This is a genomic window from Citrobacter sp. Cpo040, from assembly GCF_030332915.1.
GTDB lineage: Bacteria > Pseudomonadota > Gammaproteobacteria > Enterobacterales > Enterobacteriaceae > Citrobacter > Citrobacter portucalensis.
Window position 1 is genome coordinate 452,970 of record NZ_JAOWGX010000034.1, and the last position, 25,906, is coordinate 478,875.

The 25,906-nt window shown below is 49.2% G+C and carries 27 protein-coding genes; 13 read left to right on the top strand and 14 right to left on the bottom strand.

The window, feature by feature from the left end:
• Nucleotides 1–62 precede the first annotated feature (62 nt).
• On the bottom strand, nt 63–1,364 hold the full coding sequence (gene rstB, locus OGX86_RS06990; protein ID WP_032943359.1) for a two-component system sensor histidine kinase RstB: 1,302 nt from the start codon (nt 1,362–1,364) through the stop codon (nt 63–65).
• Between the two features lie 231 nt (nt 1,365–1,595).
• On the bottom strand, nt 1,596–2,114 hold the full coding sequence (locus OGX86_RS06995) for a hypothetical protein (RefSeq protein WP_048214250.1): 519 nt from the start codon (nt 2,112–2,114) through the stop codon (nt 1,596–1,598).
• A 234-nt stretch (nt 2,115–2,348) separates the two neighbouring features.
• Here OGX86_RS06995 and OGX86_RS07000 point away from each other — a divergent pair, with 234 nt between their 5' ends.
• Nucleotides 2,349–2,693, top strand: a complete 345-nt coding sequence (locus OGX86_RS07000; protein WP_048216318.1) for a DUF1294 domain-containing protein — start codon at nt 2,349–2,351, stop codon at nt 2,691–2,693.
• A 26-nt stretch (nt 2,694–2,719) separates the two neighbouring features.
• Here the strand turns inward: OGX86_RS07000 and OGX86_RS07005 are convergent, their stop codons facing one another.
• Nucleotides 2,720–3,511: an MBL fold metallo-hydrolase gene (locus OGX86_RS07005; RefSeq protein ID WP_032943363.1), complete on the bottom strand. Its 792-nt coding sequence runs from the start codon at nt 3,509–3,511 to the stop codon at nt 2,720–2,722.
• A 188-nt stretch (nt 3,512–3,699) separates the two neighbouring features.
• On the opposite strand from OGX86_RS07005, the gene OGX86_RS07010 reads away from it, so the two are divergent.
• Together OGX86_RS07010 and OGX86_RS07015 are read left to right on the top strand one after the other, a co-directional pair.
• The gene (locus tag OGX86_RS07010; RefSeq protein ID WP_286639643.1) at nt 3,700–4,542 is read left to right on the top strand and encodes an aminoglycoside phosphotransferase family protein; all 843 of its coding nucleotides are present in this window, start codon (nt 3,700–3,702) and stop codon (nt 4,540–4,542) included.
• Nucleotides 4,543–4,662: 120 nt separating this feature from the next.
• A complete protein-coding gene (locus tag OGX86_RS07015; RefSeq protein ID WP_123267136.1) occupies nt 4,663–5,691 on the top strand; it encodes a HoxN/HupN/NixA family nickel/cobalt transporter in 1,029 nt (342 codons plus the stop codon).
• A gap of 52 nt (nt 5,692–5,743) precedes the next feature.
• On the opposite strand, the gene OGX86_RS07020 is transcribed toward OGX86_RS07015, so the two are convergent.
• Together OGX86_RS07020 and rstA are read right to left on the bottom strand one after the other, a co-directional pair.
• Nucleotides 5,744–7,084, bottom strand: coding sequence for an L-cystine transporter (locus tag OGX86_RS07020; RefSeq protein WP_048226575.1), 1,341 nt, complete (start codon nt 7,082–7,084; stop codon nt 5,744–5,746).
• Between the two features lie 246 nt (nt 7,085–7,330).
• Nucleotides 7,331–8,074, bottom strand: coding sequence for a two-component system response regulator RstA (gene rstA, locus OGX86_RS07025; protein ID WP_048226573.1), 744 nt, complete (start codon nt 8,072–8,074; stop codon nt 7,331–7,333).
• A gap of 117 nt (nt 8,075–8,191) precedes the next feature.
• Between rstA and OGX86_RS07030 the strand changes: the two genes are divergently transcribed.
• A complete protein-coding gene (locus OGX86_RS07030; protein ID WP_003832844.1) occupies nt 8,192–8,527 on the top strand; it encodes a GlpM family protein in 336 nt (111 codons plus the stop codon).
• Here OGX86_RS07030 and folM read toward each other — a convergent pair.
• The 3 genes from folM to ydgH all read right to left on the bottom strand — a co-directional run bounded on the left by folM (nt 8,524) and on the right by ydgH (nt 11,855).
• The gene (folM, locus tag OGX86_RS07035; RefSeq protein ID WP_020996413.1) at nt 8,524–9,246 is read right to left on the bottom strand and encodes a dihydromonapterin reductase; all 723 of its coding nucleotides are present in this window, start codon (nt 9,244–9,246) and stop codon (nt 8,524–8,526) included. The two genes, OGX86_RS07030 and folM, sit on opposite strands and share 4 nt — an antisense overlap.
• A gap of 36 nt (nt 9,247–9,282) precedes the next feature.
• Nucleotides 9,283–10,665, bottom strand: coding sequence for an amino acid permease (locus OGX86_RS07040; RefSeq protein WP_048226570.1), 1,383 nt, complete (start codon nt 10,663–10,665; stop codon nt 9,283–9,285).
• Between the two features lie 245 nt (nt 10,666–10,910).
• On the bottom strand, nt 10,911–11,855 hold the full coding sequence (gene ydgH / locus OGX86_RS07045) for a DUF1471 family protein YdgH (RefSeq protein WP_079937836.1): 945 nt from the start codon (nt 11,853–11,855) through the stop codon (nt 10,911–10,913).
• 525 nt (nt 11,856–12,380) lie between these two features.
• Here ydgH and pntA point away from each other — a divergent pair.
• Complete coding sequence (pntA, locus tag OGX86_RS07050; RefSeq protein WP_020996412.1) at nt 12,381–13,910, top strand: Re/Si-specific NAD(P)(+) transhydrogenase subunit alpha; 1,530 nt, start codon at nt 12,381–12,383, stop codon at nt 13,908–13,910.
• 10 nt (nt 13,911–13,920) lie between these two features.
• Nucleotides 13,921–15,309, top strand: coding sequence for a Re/Si-specific NAD(P)(+) transhydrogenase subunit beta (gene pntB / locus OGX86_RS07055; protein WP_003832859.1), 1,389 nt, complete (start codon nt 13,921–13,923; stop codon nt 15,307–15,309).
• A 41-nt stretch (nt 15,310–15,350) separates the two neighbouring features.
• Here the strand turns inward: pntB and OGX86_RS07060 are convergent, their stop codons facing one another.
• The gene (locus OGX86_RS07060) at nt 15,351–16,202 is read right to left on the bottom strand and encodes an aldo/keto reductase (protein ID WP_286639646.1); all 852 of its coding nucleotides are present in this window, start codon (nt 16,200–16,202) and stop codon (nt 15,351–15,353) included.
• A 262-nt stretch (nt 16,203–16,464) separates the two neighbouring features.
• Between OGX86_RS07060 and OGX86_RS07065 the strand changes: the two genes are divergently transcribed.
• On the top strand, nt 16,465–17,661 hold the full coding sequence (locus OGX86_RS07065; RefSeq protein WP_286639648.1) for a multidrug effflux MFS transporter: 1,197 nt from the start codon (nt 16,465–16,467) through the stop codon (nt 17,659–17,661).
• A gap of 31 nt (nt 17,662–17,692) precedes the next feature.
• Here the strand turns inward: OGX86_RS07065 and OGX86_RS07070 are convergent, their stop codons facing one another.
• On the bottom strand, nt 17,693–18,727 hold the full coding sequence (locus OGX86_RS07070) for an AI-2E family transporter (protein WP_286639650.1): 1,035 nt from the start codon (nt 18,725–18,727) through the stop codon (nt 17,693–17,695).
• A 138-nt stretch (nt 18,728–18,865) separates the two neighbouring features.
• On the opposite strand from OGX86_RS07070, the gene OGX86_RS22805 reads away from it, so the two are divergent.
• The 3 genes from OGX86_RS22805 to mdtI all read left to right on the top strand — a co-directional run bounded on the left by OGX86_RS22805 (nt 18,866) and on the right by mdtI (nt 19,825).
• A complete protein-coding gene (locus OGX86_RS22805) occupies nt 18,866–19,036 on the top strand; it encodes a protein YdgV (protein ID WP_087050578.1) in 171 nt (56 codons plus the stop codon).
• 107 nt (nt 19,037–19,143) lie between these two features.
• On the top strand, nt 19,144–19,509 hold the full coding sequence (mdtJ, locus tag OGX86_RS07075) for a multidrug/spermidine efflux SMR transporter subunit MdtJ (RefSeq protein ID WP_165612493.1): 366 nt from the start codon (nt 19,144–19,146) through the stop codon (nt 19,507–19,509).
• A complete protein-coding gene (gene mdtI, locus OGX86_RS07080) occupies nt 19,496–19,825 on the top strand; it encodes a multidrug/spermidine efflux SMR transporter subunit MdtI (protein WP_003832870.1) in 330 nt (109 codons plus the stop codon). The genes mdtJ and mdtI overlap by 14 nt, the downstream gene beginning before the upstream one ends.
• Before the next feature lie 34 nt (nt 19,826–19,859).
• Here the strand turns inward: mdtI and OGX86_RS07085 are convergent, their stop codons facing one another.
• The 4 genes from OGX86_RS07085 to OGX86_RS07095 form a co-directional block, all read right to left on the bottom strand.
• Nucleotides 19,860–20,681, bottom strand: a complete 822-nt coding sequence (locus OGX86_RS07085; protein WP_048214237.1) for a trypsin-like serine peptidase — start codon at nt 20,679–20,681, stop codon at nt 19,860–19,862.
• A gap of 100 nt (nt 20,682–20,781) precedes the next feature.
• A complete protein-coding gene (ydgU, locus tag OGX86_RS22810) occupies nt 20,782–20,865 on the bottom strand; it encodes a small membrane protein YdgU (protein WP_049259791.1) in 84 nt (27 codons plus the stop codon).
• 86 nt (nt 20,866–20,951) lie between these two features.
• Nucleotides 20,952–21,272 (bottom strand): acid resistance repetitive basic protein Asr, encoded by a 321-nt coding sequence (asr, locus tag OGX86_RS07090; protein WP_267451409.1) that lies wholly within the window; start codon nt 21,270–21,272, stop codon nt 20,952–20,954.
• Between the two features lie 137 nt (nt 21,273–21,409).
• Nucleotides 21,410–22,897 carry a carboxypeptidase M32 gene (locus OGX86_RS07095; protein WP_286639652.1) on the bottom strand — a complete coding sequence of 496 codons (1,488 nt, stop codon included), beginning with the start codon at nt 22,895–22,897 and terminating at the stop codon, nt 21,410–21,412.
• A gap of 41 nt (nt 22,898–22,938) precedes the next feature.
• Here OGX86_RS07095 and OGX86_RS07100 point away from each other — a divergent pair, with 41 nt between their 5' ends.
• From OGX86_RS07100 to OGX86_RS07110, 3 genes are all read left to right on the top strand, one after another.
• Nucleotides 22,939–24,153, top strand: a complete 1,215-nt coding sequence (locus tag OGX86_RS07100) for a site-specific integrase (protein WP_286639654.1) — start codon at nt 22,939–22,941, stop codon at nt 24,151–24,153.
• 11 nt (nt 24,154–24,164) lie between these two features.
• Nucleotides 24,165–24,392: a hypothetical protein gene (locus tag OGX86_RS07105; RefSeq protein ID WP_286639658.1), complete on the top strand. Its 228-nt coding sequence runs from the start codon at nt 24,165–24,167 to the stop codon at nt 24,390–24,392.
• Nucleotides 24,393–24,846: 454 nt separating this feature from the next.
• Nucleotides 24,847–25,887, top strand: coding sequence for a portal protein (locus tag OGX86_RS07110; RefSeq protein ID WP_286639659.1), 1,041 nt, complete (start codon nt 24,847–24,849; stop codon nt 25,885–25,887).
• Nucleotides 25,888–25,906: the final 19 nt, after the last annotated feature.

Genomic DNA, 25,906 nt, shown 5'->3' on the forward strand with positions numbered 1-25,906 from the left:
TTTAGTTACAACATACTTTTTTATAACACAACATCCACCGCCTGGCCACCGAGCAGAATAGGTCAGGCAGCCGAAATTTCAGGAATGTTATGCCAGACGGGCCAACGGAAAGTAAACCGGGCGCCGCCAAGTTCACTTTTATCACAGACGACCGTCCCTCCCATAGCCAACGCTATTGAGTGGACGATGGCTAACCCAAGCCCACAACCCCCGGTCGCCCGATCACGGCTGGGATCAAGGCGTACAAACGGTTCAAAAATCTGTTCGCGAGCGTCTGGTGCAATGCCGGGGCCGTCGTCTTCCACTACCAGCGTGGCTTGATTGCCGTTCAGCAGCAGACTGGCTTGCACTGTAGACTGGCAATAGCGCAGGGCATTGTTCAGCAAATTATCCAGGACCCGCTCCATCAGGCGCATATCCAACGCGCCGTAGTCGCCAGTTTCGAGATGACGTAAGTGCACCTCACGGTCAGGATTCACGCTTTGCACATCCTCCAGATGGGTGGTTAACCAAGCAGGCAAGTCCGGTACACTGAGCTTCAGTTCATTTTGCGGGCGATCCAGGCGGGCGTAGGTCAGTAACTCTTCGATCAACGCTTCCAGTTGGCCAATATCACGATTCAGAGCCTGAGATTCCTGCTCGGTGAGGTTATCACTCATTTCCAGCCGGTAACGTAAACGTACCAGCGGGGTACGAAGCTCATGGGCAATACCATCGATGAGCTGTTTTTTACTGGCGATCAGCGCATTGATATTGTCGGCCATTTGGTTAAACGCTACGCCCAGGCGCTCAAAGCTGGAACCGCTGTCAAAATGAAGGCGTTCACTCAGATGACCTTCACCAAAACGTTGTGCGGCGGATTCGAGTCTGAGCATTTCCTGCCAGTGCGGGCGCATCCAGATCAGTACCGGGAAGGCCAGTGAGATAGCAATAAACGCCATCAGCGCGATGTCCAGCAAGCGCATTTGATGAAGAAAGTAGAGGTAGGGAACCGGGCCGACAGCCAGCACGTAATGGCTGCGAGGAATGCGTTGAATAAAGGTATATTGATCGTCAAGTGCCACAATATCGCCTTCGCGCAAACGCTGCATGGTTGGGGCATCCAGTGTGTATTTATTCAGCGGTTCAACGCGCAGGTCAAATGAGAGGTTTAAATCCATCTCCTTCAGCGTCTTACCCCAGTCGCGTGGCGGGATTTCACGTAGTTCACTGCGCATCAGGTACAACGAGCTTTTCATCAAATCGTCGAGCGACTGTCTGCCTGCGCGTTCTGCGGTGAATTTGTATACCAGACCGACCAACAGGGTCATCACCAAAAAGCAGACAAACAGCAGGAGGTAAAACTGCACAAACAGTTTCTTCATAAAAAATCACCGAACGCTCAATAAGTTAGCGAGTGCACGTGTCCCTCAGGGAAAAAAGTGGGCACAGCGGTATCCGCCGATGCGTGGGTTCAGAAAGGTTCTCCGATCACCATCCGGCGTGCTTGTCCACGCAGAGTACACTGTATATCTCTTTTCTGCATTCTTATGGCTCCTACGGGCGCGGAATGACCTTTCGCTGGATCACGCATTGCTTTCTACGCTGTAAGTTAATCAAAATCGGGATGGGGTTGTTCTGGCGTATGTCACGACCGCACCTAAAAGGTTACTTCGTTTCTCAACGTAGATGGTGTTGTTATATTCGTAGTTCCCTTCGGGATAGCAAATTCTGATGTTAGTCCCGAGATCCGGATCGTCAACATCAGCCCCCGAACAGCTTTTAGAACTTCCTGTAGCATAGACGTATGTGGCGGTATAGGACGAGGGGACACCCGGAATGAACCAGGTTATCGCCATAACCATGATCACTGAAAACAGCACCATGGCAATGCTGATGCCACCAAATAATTTCAGATAGGTTTGGAAGGGACTTTTTTTCATTATCCCATTACCTACCAAAAATAAGGTAATTAACAATGACACTGCCAGAGAAATAAGCATGAGGTATTTGGATGTGAGCGGGTAGAGAAATGTCACTCTGTATATCGTTACCTTCCACCAATAAAAGAGAAAAATTGCGCCGAGAGATGAGACGGTAACAAAAAACAAATATGGATATGAGTATTTTCTCATCCTTGTAGCTCCAGAACAATTTCTCCATTTGGGTTTAATAAATTACCATTTGTTTTGAATAATGAAAACGGCTCTCTTGTTTGAATTGTTAGGTACGCCGCAGACCAGAGAATTTGCGCTATCTTTGGGGATATAGGCATAATAAAAAAATGGATATTCTCACCCGTGGCAGGGATGACTGACCTTGCGTATAATGCGTGCCTATACTTCCTGAAAAGTGCTGTGACTGAAAATATGAATCTCAATCGCTGCTGTTATTCGCTACTCATTTTCGCAGCGGTCGGCTGCATTTTCACCGCTTATCCTCTTGTTATATGGTTTCTACTCGCCAACGTTTTGACGTTGCTGTTATACGGCGTGGACAAAATGGCGGCACGCAAGGACTGGCGCAGAGTGCCGGAATCCACATTGCTGGTGTTTGGCGTTGTGGGCGGGTGGGGCGGCGCGATAGCGGGTCAACAAATCTTTCGCCATAAAACACAAAAGCAGCCTTTCAAAACCTACTTCATTATCAGTGTGATAGTCAGTATTTCTGTGATGGGCATGATTTATAAGCTATATCCATTTTTACTTTCCTGAGCATGGTTGGTGAATAAACTGCCGGTTTATTTGAGGCAGGAAATATATTTTTCACCTGAACGGCGCACAATTTCATCGGCATTTTGCGTAATATCTTTACCTTCAAATGCGCCGTAAAGTTGCTTAAATTTCACTGTTCTCAGGCGTTGGATGATGTCGCTGACGGTGGCGGCTGGCAACGGTAGCATATTGGGGTAGCTCCACATAAATGAGACTGCATGGGCACCTGGTGTAACTTGAACGATGTCGCCAGAAAGCACGACGCCTTCGTCACGCGCCCAGTGCAGGACGCAGCCGCCAGCAAAGTGCCCGCCGAGACGTATCATCGTGACGTCACGGGTTAACTCAATGGTGTCGCCATCCCAGAATCTAATCCACGGGCTGTCGCGCATTACCCACCTTCTGTCGCTGGCATGAAGGTAAATCGGCGCGTTAAATTCCGCAGCCCAGTCCTGCATGGTGGTGTAGTAATGAGGATGCGAAATCGCGATAGCCTTAAGGCCGCCAAGGGACGTTATTAGCGTTTTTGTGGCATCGTCGAGCGTGGCAATGCAGTCCCACAGAATATTTCCTTCTGGGGTACGCACAAGAAACGCGCGCTGATCAATTGCAAAATCAGGAACGGTGCGGATGCTGAGGAGAGTACTGTCGTGTTGCTTCCACTTATTTGTATGCGATGCACACAGGGTGTCAAAATCGATCCATTTCTGCCCGCTTGTGGGGACATATTGACGTTCATCCAGGCAGATATCGCAATGTTCCGGATGGGCGCCAGTTACCTCATAGGATGTTCCACAGGTTTTGCATAACGTGATCATCGTGTCCTCCTCATATACCGAACACAGTCAGCATGGCACACAGATACACAGGATGTGCCTGTTAGTGCTCTACCCGATAAGTCAGTGATGATGGAAGTGGGGGTTGTGGCTCAACCAAAAGAAAACAGGAATAATGCCGACACGGATCCTTTTGATTACCATCTTCCAGAGAAAAATGAGGATATTGTTTGGAAAATCGTCTGTTCAACACCTGGCTCAACCGTTGGGGGCTCACTCCAGATGGTGAACCGTTTGAAACTCACACATCGCAGCTTTTACCTGTGGTGGTGGTCAAGAACGGTCAGAAAGCCATACTAAAGATCACCGACGATGACAGTGAACGGATCGGCTGTGAACTCATGGTCTGGTGGAACGGAAATGGCGCAGCGAAAGTACTTGCTCATGCAGTAGGGGCGATTCTGCTGGAACGTGCGACAGGGACAGGGTCTTTAGCGGACATGTCCTGGACTGGCAACGATGCGCAGGCCTGTCGCATTATTTGCCATGCTGCCAGTAGACTCCATCTCTCCCGAAATGCGTCTACGCCTGCGTTAACACCTCTGCACCATTGGTTTCGCGATCTGGCGCCTGCCGCGAAAAAGCATGGCGGTATCCTGACGCGTTGTGATTCGGTGGCAAACGTACTGCTATCTTCACCCCATGATGAAGTCGTATTACATGGCGATCTACACCACGGCAATATTCTTGATTTCGGAACGAGAGGATGGCTGGCTATCGATCCCAAAGGGCTGGTGGGCGAGCGTGGCTTTGATTATGCCAATATCTTTACTAACCCCGATCTTGCCGAACCTACCAGATCTGTCGCCATTCTGCCGGAAAGATTCACGCAACGAGTCAACATTGTGTCTGAAATCGCCCGCATTGAACGGCTGCGTTTGCTGATGTGGATTGTTGCCTGGTGTGGGTTGTCGTCCGTCTGGTTTCTGCAAGAGGGTGACAGCGCAACGGTACCTCTGCGTATTGCGGAGCTAGCGATAGCGGAACTTGCTTCAGGTGGTTATCAACTTTGATCTACGACACTGGGTTAGTAATTCTTAAGAGTTATCATTAGCCTGGTAAACGTTGTATTAATCAATCAATGAACGGCGGTATGGTGTGTTGTTTAGCTCAAATTTAGCTGGCGGGAAACAATGAACGCATTGTTTTCATTATTAAAAAAACGCCCGAATATTCTTTTGTTGATGGTCTTACTCATCGGGGCAAACATCGTGGCGTGGCTGTGGGCTTTCACCGCGTTTAGCAACAACACGTCATTACTGGCGCTGAGTCTAATCGCGTGGTGCTATGGTTTGCGCCATGCCGTAGATGCCGATCATATCGCCGCGATAGACAGCGCTACGCGTAAACTCATGCAGCAGAAAAAACGTGCCCTGACGACGGGGGCCTGGTTTTCTCTGGGACACTCCACCATTGTGGTGCTGGCCAGCATTGGCATTGCGCTGACTACCAGCGTGTTTAAGCAACATATGGCATGGTTTCAGAATGTCGGCGGTCTGATAGGAACTACGGTCTCTGCCGTATTTTTGCTGATTCTGGCTACCATCAATCTCATTATTTTCTACCAGGTCTGGAAGGCATTCCGCCATCTTAAACGCACCGGTACTTACGATGGCACCACGGAAGACATTACAGTTTCAGGTCCTCTGAACTGGCTTTTCCGTTCAGCGTTTCGGCTGGTAGGTAAAGACTGGCATATGTATTTTGTCGGCTTTCTGTTTGGTCTGGGTTTTGATACCGCTACTGAAATTTCTCTGCTGGGAATTTCTGCTTCAAGCGCGTCGAGCGGTATGTCGGTTTGGTCAATTCTCGTGTTCCCGGCGCTGTTTACCTGCGGTATGGCGTTAATTGATTGTCTCGACAGTATTCTGATGGTTGAGGCCTACGGATGGGCGTTCAATAAGCCGCAACGCAAGCTCTATTACAATATGACCATTACCGGGACTTCCGTGATTGTTGCGCTCTTTATCGGCGGACTGGAGGCGCTGGGGCTTCTCTCTGACGCGTTTTCGCTACAGGGCGGTTTGTGGGATACCGTCAGCGATTTGAGTGACCATATGGGGAATGTCGGATTTGCGATTATTGGCGTCTTTATCGGCTGCTGGATTATCTCCGCCGTAAACTACCGTTGGAAAAAATACGACGGACTGACGTTTAGTTGACACAAAAGAAAGCCTTCCAGGAACAGGAAGGCTTTGATCTTTTTAGGACTGACTAACTCGCGTTCACGGGGTGTGGTTTTTCAGCACTCTTTTTCAGGAGCCTGTTAGCCAGCACGCCAGACATCATCGAACCGTTCACGTTTAATGCCGTTCTGGCCATATCGACGACAGGCTCGATAGCAATGAAAATCCCCACCAGCGCGACCGGGAAGTTCAGCGTTGAAAGGACGATCAGCGCAGCAAATGTTCCGCCACCGCCTACACCCGCTACCCCAATAGAACCCAGCGCAATCGCAGGTAGCATGGCGAGCAAAAAATGTACTGATAGCGGATCAATCCCAATTGTTGGAGCAATCATCGCCACCATAATAGCCGGATAGATCCCGGCACAGCCGTTTTGACCCATGCTGGAGCCGAATGAAGCTGCAATATTAGCAATGGTGTTTTGCACGCCAAATTTTTCTTGTGCGGAAATAGCCAGTGGAATAGATGCTGCACTGCTGCGTGAAACAAATGCAAAGGTTAAAACTGGCCAGACAGTTTTAAAATAGTGAACGGGATTATTACCGCTCAGAACCAGTATCAGTGCGTGGACGATAAACATCATCAGAATCGCAAGGTAACAGGCAGCAATAAAGCCTAACAGACTGGCAAATTGTTCAAATCGATACGCGGAAAATACGCCTGCCATTAATGCCATCACACCATAAGGGGTGAGGGCAATAACGATACGCACCATTTTCATCACCCAAATCTGGATAGCGTTAATGCCAGCACTTAATTTTTCACCTTCTTGCGGGGCGTCTTGTTTGACCTTTAATAATGCCACGCCGGCAAGCAGGGTGAAGATAACAATGCCAATGACAGAAACGCTTCTGGCTCCTGTTAGATCGAGGAAGATATTCGTTGGGATCAGAGATGTAACTAGTTTAGGTAGTGAAATGGCGGCAGTTTTACTCACATCGTCTGCCGTCAGTGTGGACTGCATATGAACAAATGCACTGGCGTCCAGACCTAATACATGCGCAGTCAACAGCCCAATAAAACCGGCAATCATTACCAGACAGAGCATGCATCCGACGATGGTTAACGACATTTTCCCAATGCCAGCGCTGTTTTCGAGCTTATTAATGGCTGAGAGAATAGAGATGAAAATCAGCGGAACCGCAACCAGCTTCAGTAAATTAACATAACCGTTGCCGATAACATTATACCAGTCGATAACTGTTTTACTTTCGTCAGCAGCAATGAGATGCAGGGATAAACCGATAATGGCACCCATAAAAATAGCGATGAAGACGCTTTTTGAAAGAGAGTGACTTTTTTGGTTGATTCTAAAAATTGCCCATGAACAAACCAAAAAGAACGCGATATACGCGAGCGTTACGAACATATTGTAGCCTCTTGCCTCATTCAGCACCTGAAATGCCGGAAAGAGTTTTGTTAGTGCGAAAAAAACCTATGAACCATAAGGGTTCAGGACCGCGACGGATTATAGGGAGGGGGGAGGGCTACAGCCACACAAAAAGTGTGGAACGGCGTCGGATGATGTTTGTATGCCTGTTCTGTAGACGATTTTACGTGACGGTGTAACGTATTGTGAACAATCCAGCCGACCAATGAGATCGGCCCGGTAACATTACTTCTGTGGCGCGTCGTCCCAGGCGTGCGGTGCGAACAGATAACCTTTGTTGCGTACCGTTTTGATTCGATAGGGTTCAGTCGCGTTATCAAGCAGTTTTTTGCGTAACCGGGAAATCGCGACATCGACGCTGCGGTCCATGCCGTCATAACTTACGCCACGCAGGTTCTTTAGCAATGCATCACGGTCCATAATCTGCCCGGCATGGGTTGCCAGCTCCCACAGTAATTCAAAATCAGCGGTGGAAAGAGAGATTTGCTCGCCGCCGAGCAGCACGGAGCGGTTGGTGGGATCGATAGTGAGTGTGCCAAAACGCAGCGTTGTGTGCGGTGTGATGGTTGCCGCCTGAATGCCTTTAGACTGGACTGAGTGTTCATTCTGGCGCAGGTGCAGGCGCAGGCGAGCCAGCAGCACAGCGGGCGGTGTTGTCTTCAGGATATAATCACAGGCACCCATTTCCAGCGCCAGGATATGGTTCATGTCGCTGTCCAGCGAGGTGAGCAGGACAATCGGGCCTTGCCATCGCCCGCGTAAATCGCGGCAGATAGTCATCCCGTCTTTTCCCGGCAGCATGATATCTAATAACACCAGATCGGGTTGAACTTGCAGAATTTTCTCCTCGGCCAAATCACCACGAGGTTCAAGGATAACCTCAATATCATGCCGGGCCAGATAGGCTGCAATCAGTGAACCAACTTCGGGATCATCTTCAACAAATACGATGGTGTTCATATCATTCATTTTGAATATAAAACGCCAACATACACCGCCCAGGTTTTTCCTTCCATTAATCTTTTCTAAACAAGAACGCTTCCGTTATGCTAGGGGCTGATGTTACTGGTGTGTTAAGGCAGAGTGATGGGACTCGTTATAAAAGCGGCGCTCGGTGCGCTGGTGGTGGTGTTGATTGGTTTGCTGGCAAAAACAAAGAATTACTATATTGCTGGATTAATTCCACTGTTCCCGACGTTTGCGTTGATTGCCCACTATATCGTGGCCAGTGAACGAGGGATCGAGGCGTTACGTACAACCATTGTATTTAGCATGTGGTCGATTATTCCCTATTTTGTCTACCTTGTTTCACTGTGGTATTTCACCGGGTTTATGCGCTTACCCGTCGCGCTCGGCGGTGCAGTAGTGTGCTGGAGCCTGAGCGCGTGGTTGCTGATCTTTTGTTGGATCAAACTGCACTAACGCAGATGACGCCCGCCATCAAGGGCAAAACTACGTCCGGTGACAAAACAACTGGTTAGGAGATAGTCAATTAAATCAATGACCTCTTTTTCGCCTGGTGCGGTTTTCATCAGTGATTTGTTCAGTGCCTGCTGGCGATACTCTGCATCGTCACCCTCGTTAAACAGGATAAGCGAGGGGGCAATCGCGTTCACTTTCACCTCCGGTGCCAGTTTGCGCGCGAACGAGCGGGTCATATTATCCAGCGCCGCTTTGCTGGCAGCATAAGCAATGTGCTTGTCGCTGCCACGCTCAACAACATAGTCCGTGAAATGGATAATGTCGCTGGCTGCGTGCCCATGACCGCGTAGCAATCCTTCCAGCGCGTGGTTGAGCAGGTAGGGCGTATTGACGTGGATCTGCATCATGCGTGACAGTACTTCGCTAAGCGGTGTGCCCGGTTTTTCGGCGACCCAGGCGCTGGCATTATGCACAATGGCGCGCAAGCCATCCGTCTGTGCTTTGACCTCATCAGCAAAGGCCAGCACACCTTCATCCGTGGAAAAGTCAGCCGGGATACAAATCGCCCCCGCTTCTCGCAGGCCGTCAATGGCAGGATAGTGAGTACGGTAGCTGACAATAACTGGCTGTTTTTGGTTCAGAAAGTGCCATGCGACGGCGAGGCCGATACGACGACCACCTCCGGTGATAAGAATTGGCAAAGGGTTTTTTTTACCCATCGTAATCTCCATATGTCGCGAACGATGGGTATAACGTTACCCCATCAGCATCCAGGTAGCCGGCACAGCAGCAACAAGCAGCAGGCCGATCAGCGCCATTTCCTGGCGTTTTAATACGTTTTCATGCGTGTGCGTTTTACGGGCATAAAGGAAGACCAACAGTCCTGGCGCATACAACACCACAGACAGCAGTAGGTGCATCGGACCTGACGCATACAATAACCATATGCCATAAAGACTCGCGCCGATACCGACAGCCTTATGAATCGGACGGGTGGCAATTTTTAACAGAAATGCGCCGACCAGCAAATAGGGCACCAGAATCATCTCTGAGGCGATAGTCAGTAACGTATTGTAGTCGGAACCTGTGAGCCAGATCAGCACAAGGCAGATTTGTACACAGATGTTGGTTAGCCACAGCGATGCCGATGGCGCTCCCTGTGCATTCTGTCGTGCAAAAATACGCGGAAATGCTTTGTGCGTGGAGGCGAGGAACGGCACTTCCGCCGCCATAATCGTCCAGCTTAAATAGGCACCGCATACGGAAACAATCAGACCCGCGGCAATAATAATTTCGCCCCATGGCCCCATCATTTTAACCATCAGACCGGCCATTGATGGATTGCGGATCTCCGCCAGTTCTGGCCGCGCGACAACGCCGAGAGATAGCAGGGTGACTAACAGGTAAACGCCCAGTGCGGCGAGTACAGCCAGCAACGTGGCGCGACCTACATCGCGTTTATTTCTGGCGCGGGCAGATACCACCACCGCGCCTTCCACACCGATGAAAACCCACAGGGTGATGAGCATGGTGTTTTTGACCTGCTCCCAGACAGGCACGCCTAATGCGACGCCGGTGAAATCGAGAGTAAAGGTGTCGAGCTTAAACAGCATGAACGCCAGCACGATAAACAGGCCCAGCGGCAGTAGTTTTGCCAGAGTAGCGACCAGGTTAATGCTGGCCGCGGTTTGTACTCCTCGCAGCACCAGAAAATGGACTACCCATAACAGTACCGATGCGCCGACAATCGACTGCCAGGTATTACCGTCGCCAAACAGACGTAATTCTGGTGTGTCGGTAAAGAAACTGAGCGCAGAGAAGACGATGACCAGATACGAAACGTTAGCGATAACAGCGCACAGCCAGTATCCCCACGCAGAGCAGAAGCCAATCAACTCGCCGAAACCTTCACGTGCATAGGTGAAGATACCGCCGTCCAGTTCAGGACGGATACGCGTCAGGATCAGCATGGCAAAGGCGAGCAAAAGAATACCCGCACCGGTAATCGCCCAACCAATCAGTAATGCAGCCGGGCTGGCTACTGCCGCCATATTTTGTGGCAGGCTGAAAACGCCAGCGCCGAGCATTGAGCTTAAAACCAGCGCGGTCAGTGCGCTCAGACCCAATTTCTTTTCCATTTGTATCCAGTTACAAAAACGAGAGTGAGAGAATAATTATTTTGGCAAACCGCATAAAAATGGTGAAAGCCACTAAGGCGCGGGATTTTACGGAGAGAAGAGAACGCATGCAATGGGGATAGAGAGATTTGTGACTAATAGTGTGAAAAGTTGTCTTAATAGTGCTGTTTTTGTTTTGTCTGGAAACAGAACTGCGCGAAATTATCAGGTCTACAAGGACTGTAGACCTGATAAGGCATTGGGTATTACTTATACAGATCGGCGCTGATTGTCACGTTGTTACCACGTTCTGACCACTGGCGGGTAATGTGATAGTACTTCGCGCCTTTCTTCGCTGCGCGTTTTGCTACCTGATAAGAGACTTCCGTCATGTTGCCGTAGTTACCGGTGAACTTGATGCTGTCGAACGGTACCATCATGGCGGCGGTCGCTTTGTTCAGCTCTTCAACCTTGGTTCCGTCCGGCAACGTGACAGTGTAACGTCCGCCTTTGGTGGATTGCGTTTCGAAGAAGCGGCCAACTTCAGCACTCGGAGAAGCGGTAGTTGCTACGCCCGGGATCTCAACTTTCTTCGCGGCTTCGCCACCTGCTGCTAATGCGGCACGACCAGCATCTGAATCTGCTGGGATCGCATCAGGGCTTTGAACAACGCGTTTTTTCGCATCAGCTTTATAGATGAATGCAGTAATACGCTGGTTGCCGCCCTGGTTGGCATCGACCTGACGCACGATATAGAAGGAGTAAGCGCCTTTCTCTTTCGCTGCTTTGGTGATGGCATCGTTTACTTCAGGCTGGCTACGGTAGAAACCCTGTACCGTTACGGTGTCGTAAGGTTCTATCAGAACGGCCTGGTCTTTTGGCAATTCCATAACGCCGTTAATGACACGGTTTTTTGACGCTTCCGCTTTTTCAGCGTCGGCTTTATAGACGTCGGCAACAACGCGCCAGTTACCGCCGCTGCCAAAATCTGAGGTATCAACAACATAAAAGGAGGCTGCACCGTCTTTATCTGCACGGCGTGAAACGGCAGCAACCGCGTCACCGATAGCATTAAAACGGCCGGTGACCACAATGCGGTCATAGGGTTTCAGGGCAGCCGCTTGCTCCGGCGTCAATTCTGTCGCTGCATTTACAGAAAAAGCAGTCGCAGAAATAAGTGCGGACGCCAGGAGAGTGTTCTTAAGCTTCATAAAAATAATCCTTCGCCTTGCGCAAACCAGGTACTGGTATTGTTATTGACTAGAAACGTCGCTGATTATTGCATTTAAATTGCGTCAGTGTCTGCGTCAATTTTCACTCATCGTGCCACCTGGCGTAACAACATCGATAACATTTTGTGATATGCCGAATATTTCGGCGTTTGGTGACCAAAACTGATAAAGCAGTTGAATTCCATAAGTTAATTTAATGTTAATTAATTGTTTTTAGCAGGTGGGTAATCATGTTTTGCCGCTTCGCTTGAGCGAATTATCAGCCTTTGTGGGCTATTTTTAGGGCATTTTATCTGTCTGAGGTTCGATTCATCTCTATTTCGCGAATTTCATAATAAATACTGTTTTTTGGCGCTAGATCACAGGCGTCATTTTCAGTAGGTTATACAGAGTTTGTTACTGTTTTATTTTATTGAGGTAACACTGACCTCTCTCGAGAGTGCGCGCATGCCTCGTGCGAACATTGATAAACCATCATCATAATTACAGATGGAAGGGAACATTATGCGAATTGGCATACCAAGAGAACGGTTAACCAATGAAACCCGCGTAGCAGCCACGCCGAAGACCGTTGAGCAGCTGCTTAAACTGGGTTTCAGCGTCGCGGTTGAAAGCGGTGCAGGTCAACTGGCGAGTTTTGACGATAAAGCGTTTGTACAAGCAGGCGCAGAGATTGTTGATGGAAATGCAGTCTGGCAGTCAGAGATCATCCTGAAGGTCAATGCGCCGGAGGAGGCGGAAATTCCGTTACTCAATCCGGGCACGACGCTGGTGAGTTTTCTTTGGCCCGCGCAAAACCCTGAACTGTTGCAAAAGCTTGCAGAGCGCAACGTGACAGTTATGGCGATGGACTCTGTGCCGCGTATTTCGCGTGCGCAGTCGCTGGATGCCTTAAGCTCGATGGCGAACATCGCCGGGTATCGCGCTATTGTTGAAGCCGCCCATGAATTCGGTCGTTTCTTCACTGGCCAGATCACCGCCGCAGGCAAGGTTCCACCTGCCAAGGTCATGGTGATTGGTGCGGGTGTGGCAGGTCTTGCGGCGATCGGTGCGGCAAACAGCCTGGGCGCTATCGTGCGTGCTTTTGATACCCGTCCGGAAGTGAAGGAACAAGTGCAGAGTATGGGCGCAGAGTTCCTTGAACTGGACTTTAAAGAAGAAGCGGGCAGCGGCGATGGCTATGCCAAAGTGATGTCCGAAGCGTTCATCAAGGCCGAAATGGAACTCTTCGCTGCGCAGGCGAAAGACGTCGACATTATCGTTACCACTGCGCTGATCCCGGGCAAACCGGCCCCGAAACTGATCACCCGTGAAATGGTCGATTCGATGAAAGCGGGCAGCGTGATTGTCGATCTTGCCGCGCAAAACGGTGGTAACTGCGAATATACCGTGCCTAATCAGGTGACCACCACCGAGAACGGTGTGAAGGTTATCGGTTATACCGATCTGCCTGGCCGTCTGCCAACGCAATCTTCCCAATTGTACGGCACGAACCTCGTCAACCTGCTCAAACTGTTGTGCAAAGAGAAAGACGGCAATATCACTGTCGATTTTGACGACGTGGTTGTGCGTGGTGTCACGGTAGTTCGTGATGGTGAAATAACCTGGCCTGCGCCGCCTATCCAGGTTTCTGCTCAGCCGCAGGCTGCGCCAAAAGCCGCACCTGCGCCGAAAGAAGAGAAAAAACCTGTCTCTCCGTGGCGCAAATATGCGCTGATGGCGCTGGTAGTGATTTTGTTTGGCTGGCTCGCCGACGTCGCACCGAAAGAGTTCCTTGGTCACTTTACGGTGTTCGCGCTTTCCTGCGTGGTGGGTTACTACGTGGTCTGGAATGTGTCACATGCGTTGCATACTCCGCTGATGTCTGTAACTAACGCCATCTCGGGGATTATCGTGGTTGGGGCGTTATTGCAAATTGGCCAGGGTGGCTGGGTGAGTTTCCTGAGCTTTATCGCGGTGCTTATTGCCAGCATTAATATTTTCGGTGGCTTCACCGTGACTCAGCGCATGCTGAAAATGTTCCGGAAAAACTAAGGGGTAACATATGTCTGGAGGATTAGTTACAGCTGCATACATTGTTGCCGCGATCCTGTTTATTTTTAGTCTGGCGGGGCTTTCGAAACACGAAACCTCTCAGCAGGGTAACAACTACGGTATCGCCGGGATGGCGATTGCGCTGATTGCTACGATTTTTGGTCCGGATACCGGCAACGTTGCGTGGATCCTGGTAGCGATGATCATCGGCGGCGCGATTGGTATTCGTCTGGCGAAGAAAGTCGAAATGACCGAGATGCCGGAGCTGGTGGCAATTCTGCACAGCTTCGTCGGTCTGGCTGCGGTACTGGTGGGTTTCAACAGCTACCTGTATCACGATACGGGCCTGGAGCCGATTCTGGTGAACATTCACCTGACGGAAGTGTTCCTGGGTATCTTCATCGGTGCGGTGACCTTTACCGGTTCTGTTGTGGCCTTTGGCAAACTGCGCGGCAAGATTTCCTCTAAACCGCTGATGCTGCCGAATCGTCACAAAATGAACCTGGCGGCGCTGGTTGTTTCTTTCCTGCTGCTGGTGGTGTTTGTTCGTACCGAAAGCGTGGGCCTGCAGGTTCTGGCACTGCTGGTGATGACCATTATTGCACTGGCCTTTGGCTGGCATCTGGTGGCGTCCATCGGCGGTGCGGATATGCCGGTCGTTGTGTCAATGCTTAACTCCTATTCAGGATGGGCGGCAGCGGCGGCGGGCTTTATGCTGAGCAACGATCTGCTGATCGTTACCGGTGCGCTGGTCGGTTCTTCTGGTGCGATCCTGTCTTACATTATGTGTAAGGCGATGAACCGTTCATTTTTCAGCGTTATTGCGGGTGGCTTTGGTTCTGACGGTTCTTCTACCGGGTCTGATGAAGAAGTTGGCGAACATCGTGAGATTACTGCGGAAGACACAGCAGAAATGCTGAAGAACTCGCACTCCGTGATCATCACCCCAGGCTACGGCATGGCAGTGGCTCAGGCACAGTATCCGGTCGCGGAAATCACTGAGAAACTGCGCGCGCGCGGCATCAAAGTGCGTTTTGGTATTCACCCGGTAGCAGGGCGCTTGCCAGGTCATATGAACGTGCTGCTGGCGGAAGCCAAAGTCCCTTATGACATCGTGCTGGAAATGGATGAGATCAACGATGATTTCGCCGATACCGATACCGTGCTGGTCATTGGTGCCAACGACACGGTAAACCCGGCAGCGCAGGATGACCCGCGCAGCCCGATCGCCGGCATGCCGGTGTTGGAAGTGTGGAAAGCGCAGAACGTAATTGTGTTCAAACGTTCAATGAACACCGGCTATGCAGGTGTGCAGAACCCGCTGTTCTTTAAAGATAACACCCATATGCTGTTTGGCGATGCCAAAGCCAGCGTGGATGCGATCCTGAAAGCGCTGTAATTGCCAGTAAAAGTAAGACGGCCTCTGCGGAGGCCGTTTTTTTAAACATCCAGTTTACGCTGGGTGATCCATTCCACACGAGCCGGATCGCGATGCGAGAAGAACGCACTGGTTCCGCTGTCCATCGCGGCAATTTGCGTCATCTCTTCCGCCGTTAGGGCAAAGTCCAGCACCTGAATATTCTCGGCCATCCGCGTTTTACGCACGGTTTTCGCCAGCGAAATAATCCCACGTTGATAAATCCAACGCAGCACGACTTGACCAACGCTTTTGCCATATTTTTCACCAATAGCCGCTAAGACTGGGTTCTGAAACAGGTCATTGCGTCCTTCAGCGAACGGTGCCCAGGCTTGCGGTTGAATATTCCGGCTCTGCATCCAGGCCACGGCATGCGGCTGCTGATGAAAAGGATTCACCTCAATCTGGTTAACGGCTGGAATAATGCGATTGAAAGCGATTAAATCCGCCAGACGATCCGGATGAAAGTTACTCACGCCAATCGCGCGGATTTTCCCTTCTTCATATAATTCTTCCATCGCGCGCCAGGCACCGTGTACATCGCCATAGGGCTGATGAATCAAATAAAGGTCAATATAATCCAGTTGAAGCCGTTGCAGAGAACGTGCGAATTGCGCCTTTGCGCCTGCATAGTTGGTATCCTGTAACCACAGTTTGGTAGTCACAAAAAGCGCCTCGCGGGGGACTCCGCTTTGCTTAAAAGCATTGCCGACCTGAGTTTCATTCTGGTAGGAGGCAGCGGTATCAATCAGGCGATATCCTGTATCAATGGCATCCCGTACGGCTTGCTCACATTCGCTGGCATCGGTCATTTGATAAACGCCAAATCCGAGCAGGGGCATCTCAACACCGTTATTCAGAACTGTTGTATTCATAGAGGTCTCCCGAGCATCATCGTTGTATTGGCTGCAGATTAGCAAATCTGTGTTGATACGATTAGTCTGTGAAATTCGCATGAACCTATGAGTAGTATTCATTTCTGGCAGGATATTATTGGAAGTGCATCACAGAATAAGACGCATATGATTTCACTATTCATGATTGCAATTCATAAACTCATGCTGTTTTAACCGTCTAATCGCAGCAATACGTTGTAGATATACTGCGACCTGACTTTTTAGAACATGACAGGGCACTATGCGTACACGTGAACATGCCTCGCCGGTAGCCACCGCAAGCCATACCGGTCTTACTTTTATTTTGATCCTCAGTGGCCTGATGGCCTTTACATCGCTTTCTACCGATATTTATCTTCCAGCAATGCCGACGATGGCCGAGGATTTACATGGCAATGTTGAGCTGACGATCACCGGTTTCTTAATTGGTTTTACTATTGCACAGTTGATTTGGGGGCCGATTAGCGATCATATGGGGCGGCGTAAGCCGCTGTTTATCGGCATGGTGCTATTTATCATTGGTTCCGCAGGGTGTGCGCTGTCTACAAGTATTACGCAAATTGTTTTCTGGCGGGTGTTTCAGGCGCTTGGTGCCTGTACCGGGCCTATGCTGGCGCGAGCGATGATCCGCGATCTCTTTGCACGTACCCGTGCGGCGCAAATGCTCTCGACCCTGGTGTTGGTGATGGCGATTGCGCCAATCGCCGGGCCATTGATTGGCGGGCAAATTATTCGCCTGAGCACCTGGCACTCTATTTTTTGGCTGCTGGTGGTGATTGGTGCGCTGATGTTTATCTCCTTAAACTGGCTGCCCGAAACATTGCCGGAAGAGAAGCGGGTGAAAGCCTCTTTAGCTGGTGCATTTCGTAATTACCGCTCGTTGTTAACCAATGGGCGTTTTATGCGCTATACCCTGAGCCTGACGTTTTATTACGTCGGTGCGTACGCGTTTATTACCGGGTCACCGTTTGTTTATATTAGCTATTACCATGTTGATCCACAGCATTACGGCTGGTTGTTTGCGCTAAACATTATCGGTGTTATGGCGATGAGCGTGGTTAACCGTCGTCTGGTTCAACGACATGCTCTGGAACAACTGCTGAAATATGCGACGATGCTGGCGGCGCTGGCCGCAGTGGCGCTCGCACTGCTGGTTAAGCTGGAGTCAGGCGGAATTGTTGCCATTATCGTTTCCATTTTTCTGCTGTTCTCGATGAATGGCATTATTGCCGCGACGTCGACTGCCGCGGCGTTGGACGCGGTACCGAACATTGCGGGTTCAGCTTCGGCGCTGATTGGCGCGTTGCAATACGGCAGCGGTATTATCTCATCGTTGCTGCTGGCCGCCTTCAGTGATGGTACGCCCTGGACCATGGCGTGGATAATAGCGCTATTTACGCTGTTAAGCGCCGTTTTGGCTTTCCGCGTGAAACGATAAAGGAAATGCTCCGTAATGGCGGGGCGAAAACTCATTCTTTGTTCAGATCGCTAAGCAGTACGGCAATACTTTGACCGCCGTTGGTTTGCTCTAGCGCGATTTTCACGATGATGGTCAGCGGCACAGAAAGCAGCATCCCCACGGGACCGAGCAACCAGCCCCAGAAGATTAACGACAGAAATACTACCAGCGTGGACAGCCCCAGCCCGCGGCCCATGATCCGCGGCTCGAGGATATTCCCGAATACCAGGTTGATGACCAGATAGCCTGCCAGAACCACCAGCGCATCGTAAAGACCGCTGAATGCCAGCACCTGAGCAATAGGGGGAATGGCCGCCAATACAGAACCGATATTAGGGATGTAGTTCAGGGCGAAGGCCAGTAATCCCCAGACAAAGGCAAAGCGCACATCCAATGCAGCAAGCATGCTCCAGGCGACCAACCCGGTCACAATGCTGATTGCCGTTTTAAGCACCAGATAGTGGGAGACGCTGTCGATGGCGCGTTGAATCGCCGCCATACCTTCAATGGGGCGACTCATCATTTGTTTGAGTTTGTTGGGCAGTTGCGGTACTTCCAGCAGCATAAAAACTACCGTCAGTAGCAGTAAAAATATCGATGACATAGCATTTGAAAGCTGCGCCAGTAAATTGGTCACCAGCGTCATTGCCGCGTTCGGATCGATATATTTGACGAGCTCGTCCACGGAAACGCCGATCCCTGCGCGTTGTAACCATGGTTCAAGATTTTTCAGTGGGATAACCAGTGAAGAGCGATATTGCGGTAGCGTTCGCGCAAGTTCATTTAAGGATGTACCTAAATACGCCAACAGCAGCACCATTAACATTACAATAATAACGATAAGCAATGACACCGCAATTACGCGCGGTATGCGAAGCTTGGCCATCCGCTGCACCACGGGATTGAGCACAACGGCTATAAATAACGCCAGAATAAAGGGGACGATGATATCTGCGGCAAAGCGAATACCGCTCAGGATGATAACCAGCATGCCCAGCATAATGACTATTTTTAGACCGTTAAGCGTGATGATCGGTTTCGCCATGTGTATTCCCGCATTTTTCATTTTTGAATCTGCATAATAATGTGATTTGCGTCGAGCCGTTATAACAAAAATCAAACGGGGCAGGTAAAGAAGTGAAAAGACTTTGAGTTCGTCTTGAAGCTATGATACAAATCATCTGTGTTTAACTACCGAGGACAATTATCATCCGCGATGATGAGAAGCAACACTGCGGATAATTGTAATATTATGGACAATATGTTCAGGATGTTTTTGCGTTTACCTACACTTCTTCGTACCTCCTCCACTTTCTTGCTTGCGGGTGAGCAACACTGGCGCAACGCGCTTTAGTCCCTTCTTCTGCCTGAGCTGGCGCTGTGCGCTGAGCTAACTAATTTTATTTTTTGGTTTACTGCATGCAGTAGGCCTAAAGGACTATATTCTCAAGCAGGAGAAGCATCATGTTTTACTGGATATTATTAGGTCTGGCCATCACGGCTGAAATTACTGGTACGCTGTCAATGAAATGGGCAAGCGTTGGCCATGGTAATTCAGGCTTTATTTTAATGCTGGTAATGATCGCCTTATCATATATTTTTCTTAGTTTTGCTGTTAAAAAAATTGCCCTTGGTGTGGCCTATGCCTTGTGGGAAGGTATCGGTATTTTATTTATTACGCTGTTTAGTGTGTTGTTATTTGACGAAACCTTGTCCACGATGAAAGTGGCTGGACTGGTCTCGCTGGTATTAGGCATTGTGCTGATCAAGTCTGGTACTCGAAAACCTGCCAAAACGAGCAAAGAGGTGACCCATGCAGCAGTTTGAGTGGGTTCATGGTGCCTGGCTTGGCATGGCCATCGTGCTGGAAATAGTCGCTAACGTCTTTTTGAAGTTTTCTGATGGATTTCGCCGCAAGATTTATGGCGTGCTGTCGCTGGCTGCCGTGTTAGCGGCCTTTAGCGCGCTGTCGCAGGCGGTAAAGGGTATTGACCTTTCTGTTGCCTACGCCTTGTGGGGCGGATTCGGGATTGCCGCGACGTTAGCGGCTGGTTGGGTGTTGTTTGGTCAGCGCCTGAATAATAAAGGCTGGATTGGCGTGGCGCTGCTGCTGGCCGGAATGGTGATGATTAAACTTGCCTGATATCCGTGCTGCCCGTTAATGCGGGCAGCATATGTTACTCCTGCGCCAACTCTTCCAGCTTATCGCGAAAACCGGTCACGGATATGGCGCGATTATCGGCTCGCCAGCGATCTTTTGCCGCCGGAGCGGAGCTTTGTACGCCAATCAACTGCCAGCCTGAATCTGTCTTAAGCATCAATGGTGAACCGCTGTCGCCCGGTAGCGTGTCGCACTGGTGCGACAAGACGGTATTCTGCGCCCAGCCGGTCACCACGCAATCCTGATGGGTGTACAAATCGTCCAGATGATCTTCCGGATAGCCCGACTGTGTGACTTTACGATCGGCGGTTTTCAACGCCGCGGTTAACGCCGCTTTATCACCTTCAAATAATGGTAGGGGCGTGATTCCGGAAGGCGGGTAACGCAGCACCACTAGACCAAAATCCCACGGGGCTGCTGATGGCGGCACAATCCAGCCATCGCCATCGGCTTTCAAACGCTTACCGAGTGAGGGATCAACCCGTCCTTCGATTCCATGGATTTCATAGCGCCAGACACCCTTTTTCGACACAAAGCGTAACGCGACGGCTTTATCCGGTTTGCCTTTCGGTGGAGCGAGCAAGCAGTGTCCGGCAGTCAGGGCCAGATGCGGTGAAATGAGCGTGGCGGTACACAGATTACCACTGGCGGTTTCCAGTTGTCCGATAGCGTCCCACGGTGATTGCGTTGGGTCCGTTACTTTCGTGCGATCGTCATGACCAAAAAACAGCGTTTTTATGTTTTCTGCTTCAGCGGTGGTCGTTGCTGGCTGATCCGCATGCGCAACAACAGGAAAAAAACAAATTGAGCCCAGTAATACAGCAATGGTTTTATGCATATCACACTCTGGTGGGGAATTATGATTATAAACAGCAAACCCTCAGTTAATACTATAGACGGGACGGCGAGAAAGTGGGAGTAAAATCAGATAACTACACTCAGGAAAGATAAAAATGCATGGCAATGAGGGCGCAAATTATCAGAGTAATAAGAATGAACTCAAAGCGGTAATGTGACACCATTTTACCCTCCGAAAGGCGGCGCTACATCAGGTCGATCTAGCGCCGTATGCTATGGCGTGGGGGACGCCATAGTAACTACAAATGCGTTATGCTGCAGGTTGAGCTGCTGGTTTAGCGGTGTCGTGTTTTACGGCTTTTTTGGTGTGTTTTTTAGCAGCCTGAGCTTTCTGCTCTGGCGCTTTTTGTTCTACAGCCGGTTTAGTGGTGGATTTTTTAGCGTGTTTCTTGGCAGCCTGCGCTTTCTGCGGCGCTGCTTTGTGCTGTTTTTTATGATGCGTGGTTTTTGCCGGCGCTGCTTTGGTGGTTGCAGCAGCAGTCGGAGCGGTAGTAGCAGTTGTTTCAGCAGCAAAAGCAGCAGAAGACAGACCCATAGCAGCGGCAACAACCAGAGCTAATACTTTTTTCATTCTCATACCCTCGATTTGGTTTTTCATTCAACCCCACTGCGGGGCCGTTGAAATAACTATATCGCTGTAAACACAGGGCTTCCGTGAGTCATTGGTTTCGGCGTGTAACGATATGTACAATGACTCACGGTATGAGATTACAAATAGCGGGATTCCAGATGAGAACGGAAATAACGGCTGCTGAGCGGCTCCCCGGTCGCCTGGGTAATAAGCTGTTCAGTAGTAAAGCGGCTGCCATGCTGCCAGATGTTCTGACGTAACCACTCAAACAGAGCACCGAACTCACCTTGGGCAATAGACTGATTCAAATCAGGCAATGCGCGGTTAGCGGCACTGAACAACTGCGCTGCATACATGGCGCCTAATGTATAGGAAGGGAAGTAGCCAAAGCCGCCGTCAGTCCAGTGAATATCCTGCATACAACCGTTACGGTAGTTTCCGATCGTTGACAGCCCCAACCAGGCCTGCATTTTCTCGTTCCACAATGCAGGGATATCATCCACTTCAATATAGCCATTAATAAGCGCACGTTCGATTTCATAACGCAGGATCACGTGAGCGGGATAGCTTACCTCGTCAGCATCAACACGGATAAACCCGGGTTTAACCTGCTGGTTCCAGGCGATGAAATTGCTTTCTTCAAACGCTGCCTGATTGCCAAAGTGGCGCGTTACAGCCGGAATTAACCGCATCAGAAAGGCTTTACTGCGTCCCAGCTGCATCTCAAAGAACAGACTCTGGGACTCATGAATGGCGGTTGAGCGTGCCAGAGCAATAGGTTGCCCAGACCAGCTGCGTGGCAGGTTTTGCTCATAGCGCGCATGACCGGTTTCATGGATCACGCCAAACAGTGCGCTGAGTAATTCGTTTTCATCATAGCGGGTGGTAATGCGAACATCTTCTGGTACGCCGCCACAGAAAGGATGTGCACTGATATCCAGCCGACCAGCGGTAAAGTCGAAACCTAGCTGTGCCATTGTTTCAAGACCCAGCTCTCGCTGTACAGCTGTTGGGAAGGGACCTACCGGGGCGATGAGCGACTGCTGAGACTGCTTTGCCACCACCTTGTTTAGCAGATCGGGCAGCCAACTTTTAACGTCTGCGAAAAGGACATCCAACTGAGCGCTGGTCATTCCTGGTTCAAAGATGTCCAGTAGCGCGTCATACGGCGAACAACCTTTTGCTTCTGCGCGCAGTCGGGCTTCTTCGCGGCTATACTTCACAACCTCTTTCAGGTTTTCGGAAAATCCTTCCCAGTCATTAGCTGGTCGCTGGCTACGCCAGGCATGCTCACAGCGGCTTCCCGCAAGTGATTTTGCTTCTACCAACGATTCGGGCAACAAGGATGCCTGGTGATGCAATCGAGACATTTCGCGCAGGTTCGCCTGTTCTACATCGTTGAGAGCTTCCTGTTGCGCTGCGGCAATCCACGTTGCCACTTTCGGGTCAGTTAACAGTTGGTGCTCAAGCACGCTCAGCTCGGCCAACGCTTCGGCTCGGGCTTTACTGCCTCCTGGCGGCATCATGGTAAACATGTCCCAACTGGCGATGGCCGAAAGGTGGGAGAAGCGAGAGAGGCGAGAGAATAGGTGCGTAAGGGATTGATAATTGGTTCTTTTCTCCATGAGGAAAGCTCTCTTTTAATTGATTCCGAAGAAGGTAGTTTATGACTCTATCTACAAACTTTACACCATCTTTATACACTGGCTTGGTAGACAGAAGAGAAAAAGCTGAACGTTCATTTCTCTGGCAAAGGAGATACAAGAACAAACTGTTACGCATCAGTCTAAGAACCAAAGAGAAGAGGGTAGCTGTTCAGCGTTATGCACAAGTAACCTCTGCTTTCATTCAGCTTAAATCAATAGGAGTAAGTGGTGATGCTCTTCATGCAAGTCTTTGTAATGTAAGGGATAAGGCTGTAGATCAGTATGCTCTAGAAGCCCTCTCAGACGCTCTAGGAGGCTCTGTAAGCGTTTCTAATGCAATGGTACAACACAAGCCTGTAGAAGCCGTCACAGAAGCTCCTGTGAAGGCTGTGAACACTTCTCCACTTCTCTCTGATGTATTAGATGAATGGTTGAAGGAAATGGATGGTGAATGGGCTGAACGTACCAAGAAGCTTAACAAGCGTGTGGCTATGAGATTCATTGAATGGAAGGGTGATGTACCTATCAACACCATAACCAAGAAGGATGTTAGCCAATACAAAGCTTATCTGGAACAGAAGTATGAAGCTCCTAGAACACGTCAGGATGCTTTGATTAAAGCAAGTGGCATTCTTACCTTCGCTGTAAATAAACGTGACTACATAGTGAAGAATCCATTTCATGGAATGTTCTACAAGAATCTTGAGAATACCAATGAGAAAGAGAGTGTAACCAAGGAAGAGCATAAGCTTGTATGCGATAGCCTGAAGGATGAAGAACTCAAATGGATGCTCCATGTCCTCTGGTATACAGGAATGAGGATAGGAGAAGTAATACAACTTCGCGCTAACGATTATCGTGAGATAGATGGTGTCCCTTGTTTCAGCGTAAATACAGAGGATGGAAAAACGCTTAAGACTTCATCTTCTATTCGTGACATTCCAATTCACTCTGACCTGATAGAGATGGGAATCATGGAGATTAAACCAACTTTTCATTGGAAGAAGAGCAACAGTGCTGGAGAACGTATTAATCAGGCATTCAAATCTATTGAGCTTAAACGTACTGCTCACTGTTACCGCTATGCCATGTCAGACCGTCTACGTGAGCTTAGTGACATACCAGACCATGTACGATTTACCTTGCTAGGTCATGCACATAAGACAACCACAGACCGCATTTATCGTAGCAAACAGCCAATCGAATTGATGAAGAATGCCATTGACAGAACATAAGGAGAATAAAAATGTATGAAGCATTGTTTAGAGGGCTGAGTGTTATTTTAGGACAATATGTAAATTGGGGTGTTGTTGGTCATTGGCTCCTATGGATTGTAGGAGTTATTGCAGGACTAGCGATAGCTCTCATTATTCTATCTGCTGTATTTAAGATAGTGTCATATCCGTTCATTCAAATGAAAAGAAAGAATGATTTGTTGGAAGAGATGATAAGAGAGATGAAGAATAAACAATAAATAAGAGAAGGGCGGGAAACCGCCCTTTATTATCACTCAGGTTGTGAGTGCAGTCTGTCCCACTCTTCACCAGTCTTGTCTTCAATGACACTAGACAAAATACGGTTATTTTGTATTCTGCGATAAAGAGTAAGAACCCTTGTGATTGCTTCTTCTCTGGTATCACTCCTCAAAGCAGCTTCAACAGATGATTCTACATCCCACATTGCGCTATTCGTATGGTTCCACGGTTGGTTATGTACAATTAGAGTGGTGATGCTATCGAATGTTGCTGACTGAGATGGGAAGCCTTGAGCGTTTCTTAACATGGTCATTTTATTACCTATCCTTCAAAGTGGATACGACAACTAGGACGGTGAATAGTACGCTGGTAAACCAGAAGTTTTTGATTATGCCTGCTATTTCATAGATGAACATTTTTGTTCACTTATTGGTACATATTTGCATGTGCTAGGTGTTCAATTTTGCACACTCAGAAACGACAAAAGCGCCCCTAACCAACTATACAATGCGTCAGGCTGCTCTTGGTCAGATGTTTATGGTGAAAGGTCAGGTTGATAGACGCTCATTGCTTGATGTTCGTCAGGGTGGTGTTGTTATTGTGGATGAGCCTAACAGTGTTGGTATGCTTCCTCACAATGACATTAGTAATGCGCTACAGGTTCAGTCTCAACGAACAGAGAAACGTATTGGTACTCTTGCCTCTGGTGCTATTGATGACACGCTAGAAGACCAGATGATTCAGGTTAGTGGTGTTGCTCTTAATACTTATATCAACAAACAAGAACAAGGACCGAAAAGCAGGGCTATTGTAATGGCTCAGACAGGGCTTGTTCCAATGTATAAGAAAGTATATCTGCTTGCTCGTGAACTAGAGCATCCTGTTAAGAGTGGTGCTGATGGTTATACATTGTCTGACTTACCAGAGGATTTAGGATTTACTTTCGATACTTCCACTCTCACTGATAAGCAACAAGATGCAACCAACGTTATTCAGGCTATTCAAGCTGCTACCAATTTGAATGGTGGTAGTCGTCCTTCATGGATTACTGATGAAGATGTATATGCTGCTACAAATAATCTGATGTATGCAACTACAGGTAACTCTGATAATTCAGCGTACATTACTGACCCTTCTACTATTAAACCAACAATGGAACAGAAGGTGATGGAAGCTAAGCAATTTGAATGGACTATTCAACAGGGTGATGCAACTAGTGAATTGGCTAACCTGAAGAATGCTGAGCTATTAGCTCAATATCACAAAGAGAATGCTGATGCTGCTTATTCTGTTGCTCAACTGGAAAGCTTGAAAGCTTCTGATGAACAAGCTCGAATTAAGTTTGTGAAAGAAATGGAACAACTTGATTTGCAGAACCAACTGTTAATGCAACAGCTTGGAGTTAATGCAATTGAGACTTCTGTTGATGTTGCTCAGCTTGATTTGAATGCTTCTAAACAGGCACTCGATATGCTTACTCAGCAAGCTGCTTAATATGTCTAATATAAGGCCT

What these genes read in the sequence shown, in the direction of transcription:
- pntB (WP_003832859.1), top strand. Translation starts at nt 13,921, where the DNA reads ATGTCTGGAGGATTAGTTACAGCTGCATACATTGTTGCCGCGATCCTG.
- OGX86_RS07000 (WP_048216318.1), top strand. Translation starts at nt 2,349, where the DNA reads ATGAATCTCAATCGCTGCTGTTATTCGCTACTCATTTTCGCAGCGGTC.
- OGX86_RS06995 (WP_048214250.1), bottom strand. Translation starts at nt 2,114, where the DNA reads ATGAGAAAATACTCATATCCATATTTGTTTTTTGTTACCGTCTCATCT.
- OGX86_RS07015 (WP_123267136.1), top strand. Translation starts at nt 4,663, where the DNA reads ATGAACGCATTGTTTTCATTATTAAAAAAACGCCCGAATATTCTTTTG.
- OGX86_RS07065 (WP_286639648.1), top strand. Translation starts at nt 16,465, where the DNA reads ATGCGTACACGTGAACATGCCTCGCCGGTAGCCACCGCAAGCCATACC.
- folM (WP_020996413.1), bottom strand. Translation starts at nt 9,246, where the DNA reads ATGGGTAAAAAAAACCCTTTGCCAATTCTTATCACCGGAGGTGGTCGT.
- ydgU (WP_049259791.1), bottom strand. Translation starts at nt 20,865, where the DNA reads ATGGTGTCACATTACCGCTTTGAGTTCATTCTTATTACTCTGATAATT.
- OGX86_RS07070 (WP_286639650.1), bottom strand. Translation starts at nt 18,727, where the DNA reads ATGGCGAAACCGATCATCACGCTTAACGGTCTAAAAATAGTCATTATG.
- OGX86_RS07085 (WP_048214237.1), bottom strand. Translation starts at nt 20,681, where the DNA reads ATGCATAAAACCATTGCTGTATTACTGGGCTCAATTTGTTTTTTTCCT.
- ydgH (WP_079937836.1), bottom strand. Translation starts at nt 11,855, where the DNA reads ATGAAGCTTAAGAACACTCTCCTGGCGTCCGCACTTATTTCTGCGACT.
- pntA (WP_020996412.1), top strand. Translation starts at nt 12,381, where the DNA reads ATGCGAATTGGCATACCAAGAGAACGGTTAACCAATGAAACCCGCGTA.
- OGX86_RS07105 (WP_286639658.1), top strand. Translation starts at nt 24,165, where the DNA reads ATGTATGAAGCATTGTTTAGAGGGCTGAGTGTTATTTTAGGACAATAT.
- OGX86_RS07095 (WP_286639652.1), bottom strand. Translation starts at nt 22,897, where the DNA reads ATGGAGAAAAGAACCAATTATCAATCCCTTACGCACCTATTCTCTCGC.
- OGX86_RS07100 (WP_286639654.1), top strand. Translation starts at nt 22,939, where the DNA reads ATGACTCTATCTACAAACTTTACACCATCTTTATACACTGGCTTGGTA.
- rstA (WP_048226573.1), bottom strand. Translation starts at nt 8,074, where the DNA reads ATGAATGATATGAACACCATCGTATTTGTTGAAGATGATCCCGAAGTT.
- OGX86_RS07020 (WP_048226575.1), bottom strand. Translation starts at nt 7,084, where the DNA reads ATGTTCGTAACGCTCGCGTATATCGCGTTCTTTTTGGTTTGTTCATGG.
- OGX86_RS07005 (WP_032943363.1), bottom strand. Translation starts at nt 3,511, where the DNA reads ATGATCACGTTATGCAAAACCTGTGGAACATCCTATGAGGTAACTGGC.
- OGX86_RS07060 (WP_286639646.1), bottom strand. Translation starts at nt 16,202, where the DNA reads ATGAATACAACAGTTCTGAATAACGGTGTTGAGATGCCCCTGCTCGGA.
- rstB (WP_032943359.1), bottom strand. Translation starts at nt 1,364, where the DNA reads ATGAAGAAACTGTTTGTGCAGTTTTACCTCCTGCTGTTTGTCTGCTTT.
- asr (WP_267451409.1), bottom strand. Translation starts at nt 21,272, where the DNA reads ATGAAAAAAGTATTAGCTCTGGTTGTTGCCGCTGCTATGGGTCTGTCT.
- OGX86_RS07030 (WP_003832844.1), top strand. Translation starts at nt 8,192, where the DNA reads ATGGGACTCGTTATAAAAGCGGCGCTCGGTGCGCTGGTGGTGGTGTTG.
- OGX86_RS07040 (WP_048226570.1), bottom strand. Translation starts at nt 10,665, where the DNA reads ATGGAAAAGAAATTGGGTCTGAGCGCACTGACCGCGCTGGTTTTAAGC.
- mdtI (WP_003832870.1), top strand. Translation starts at nt 19,496, where the DNA reads ATGCAGCAGTTTGAGTGGGTTCATGGTGCCTGGCTTGGCATGGCCATC.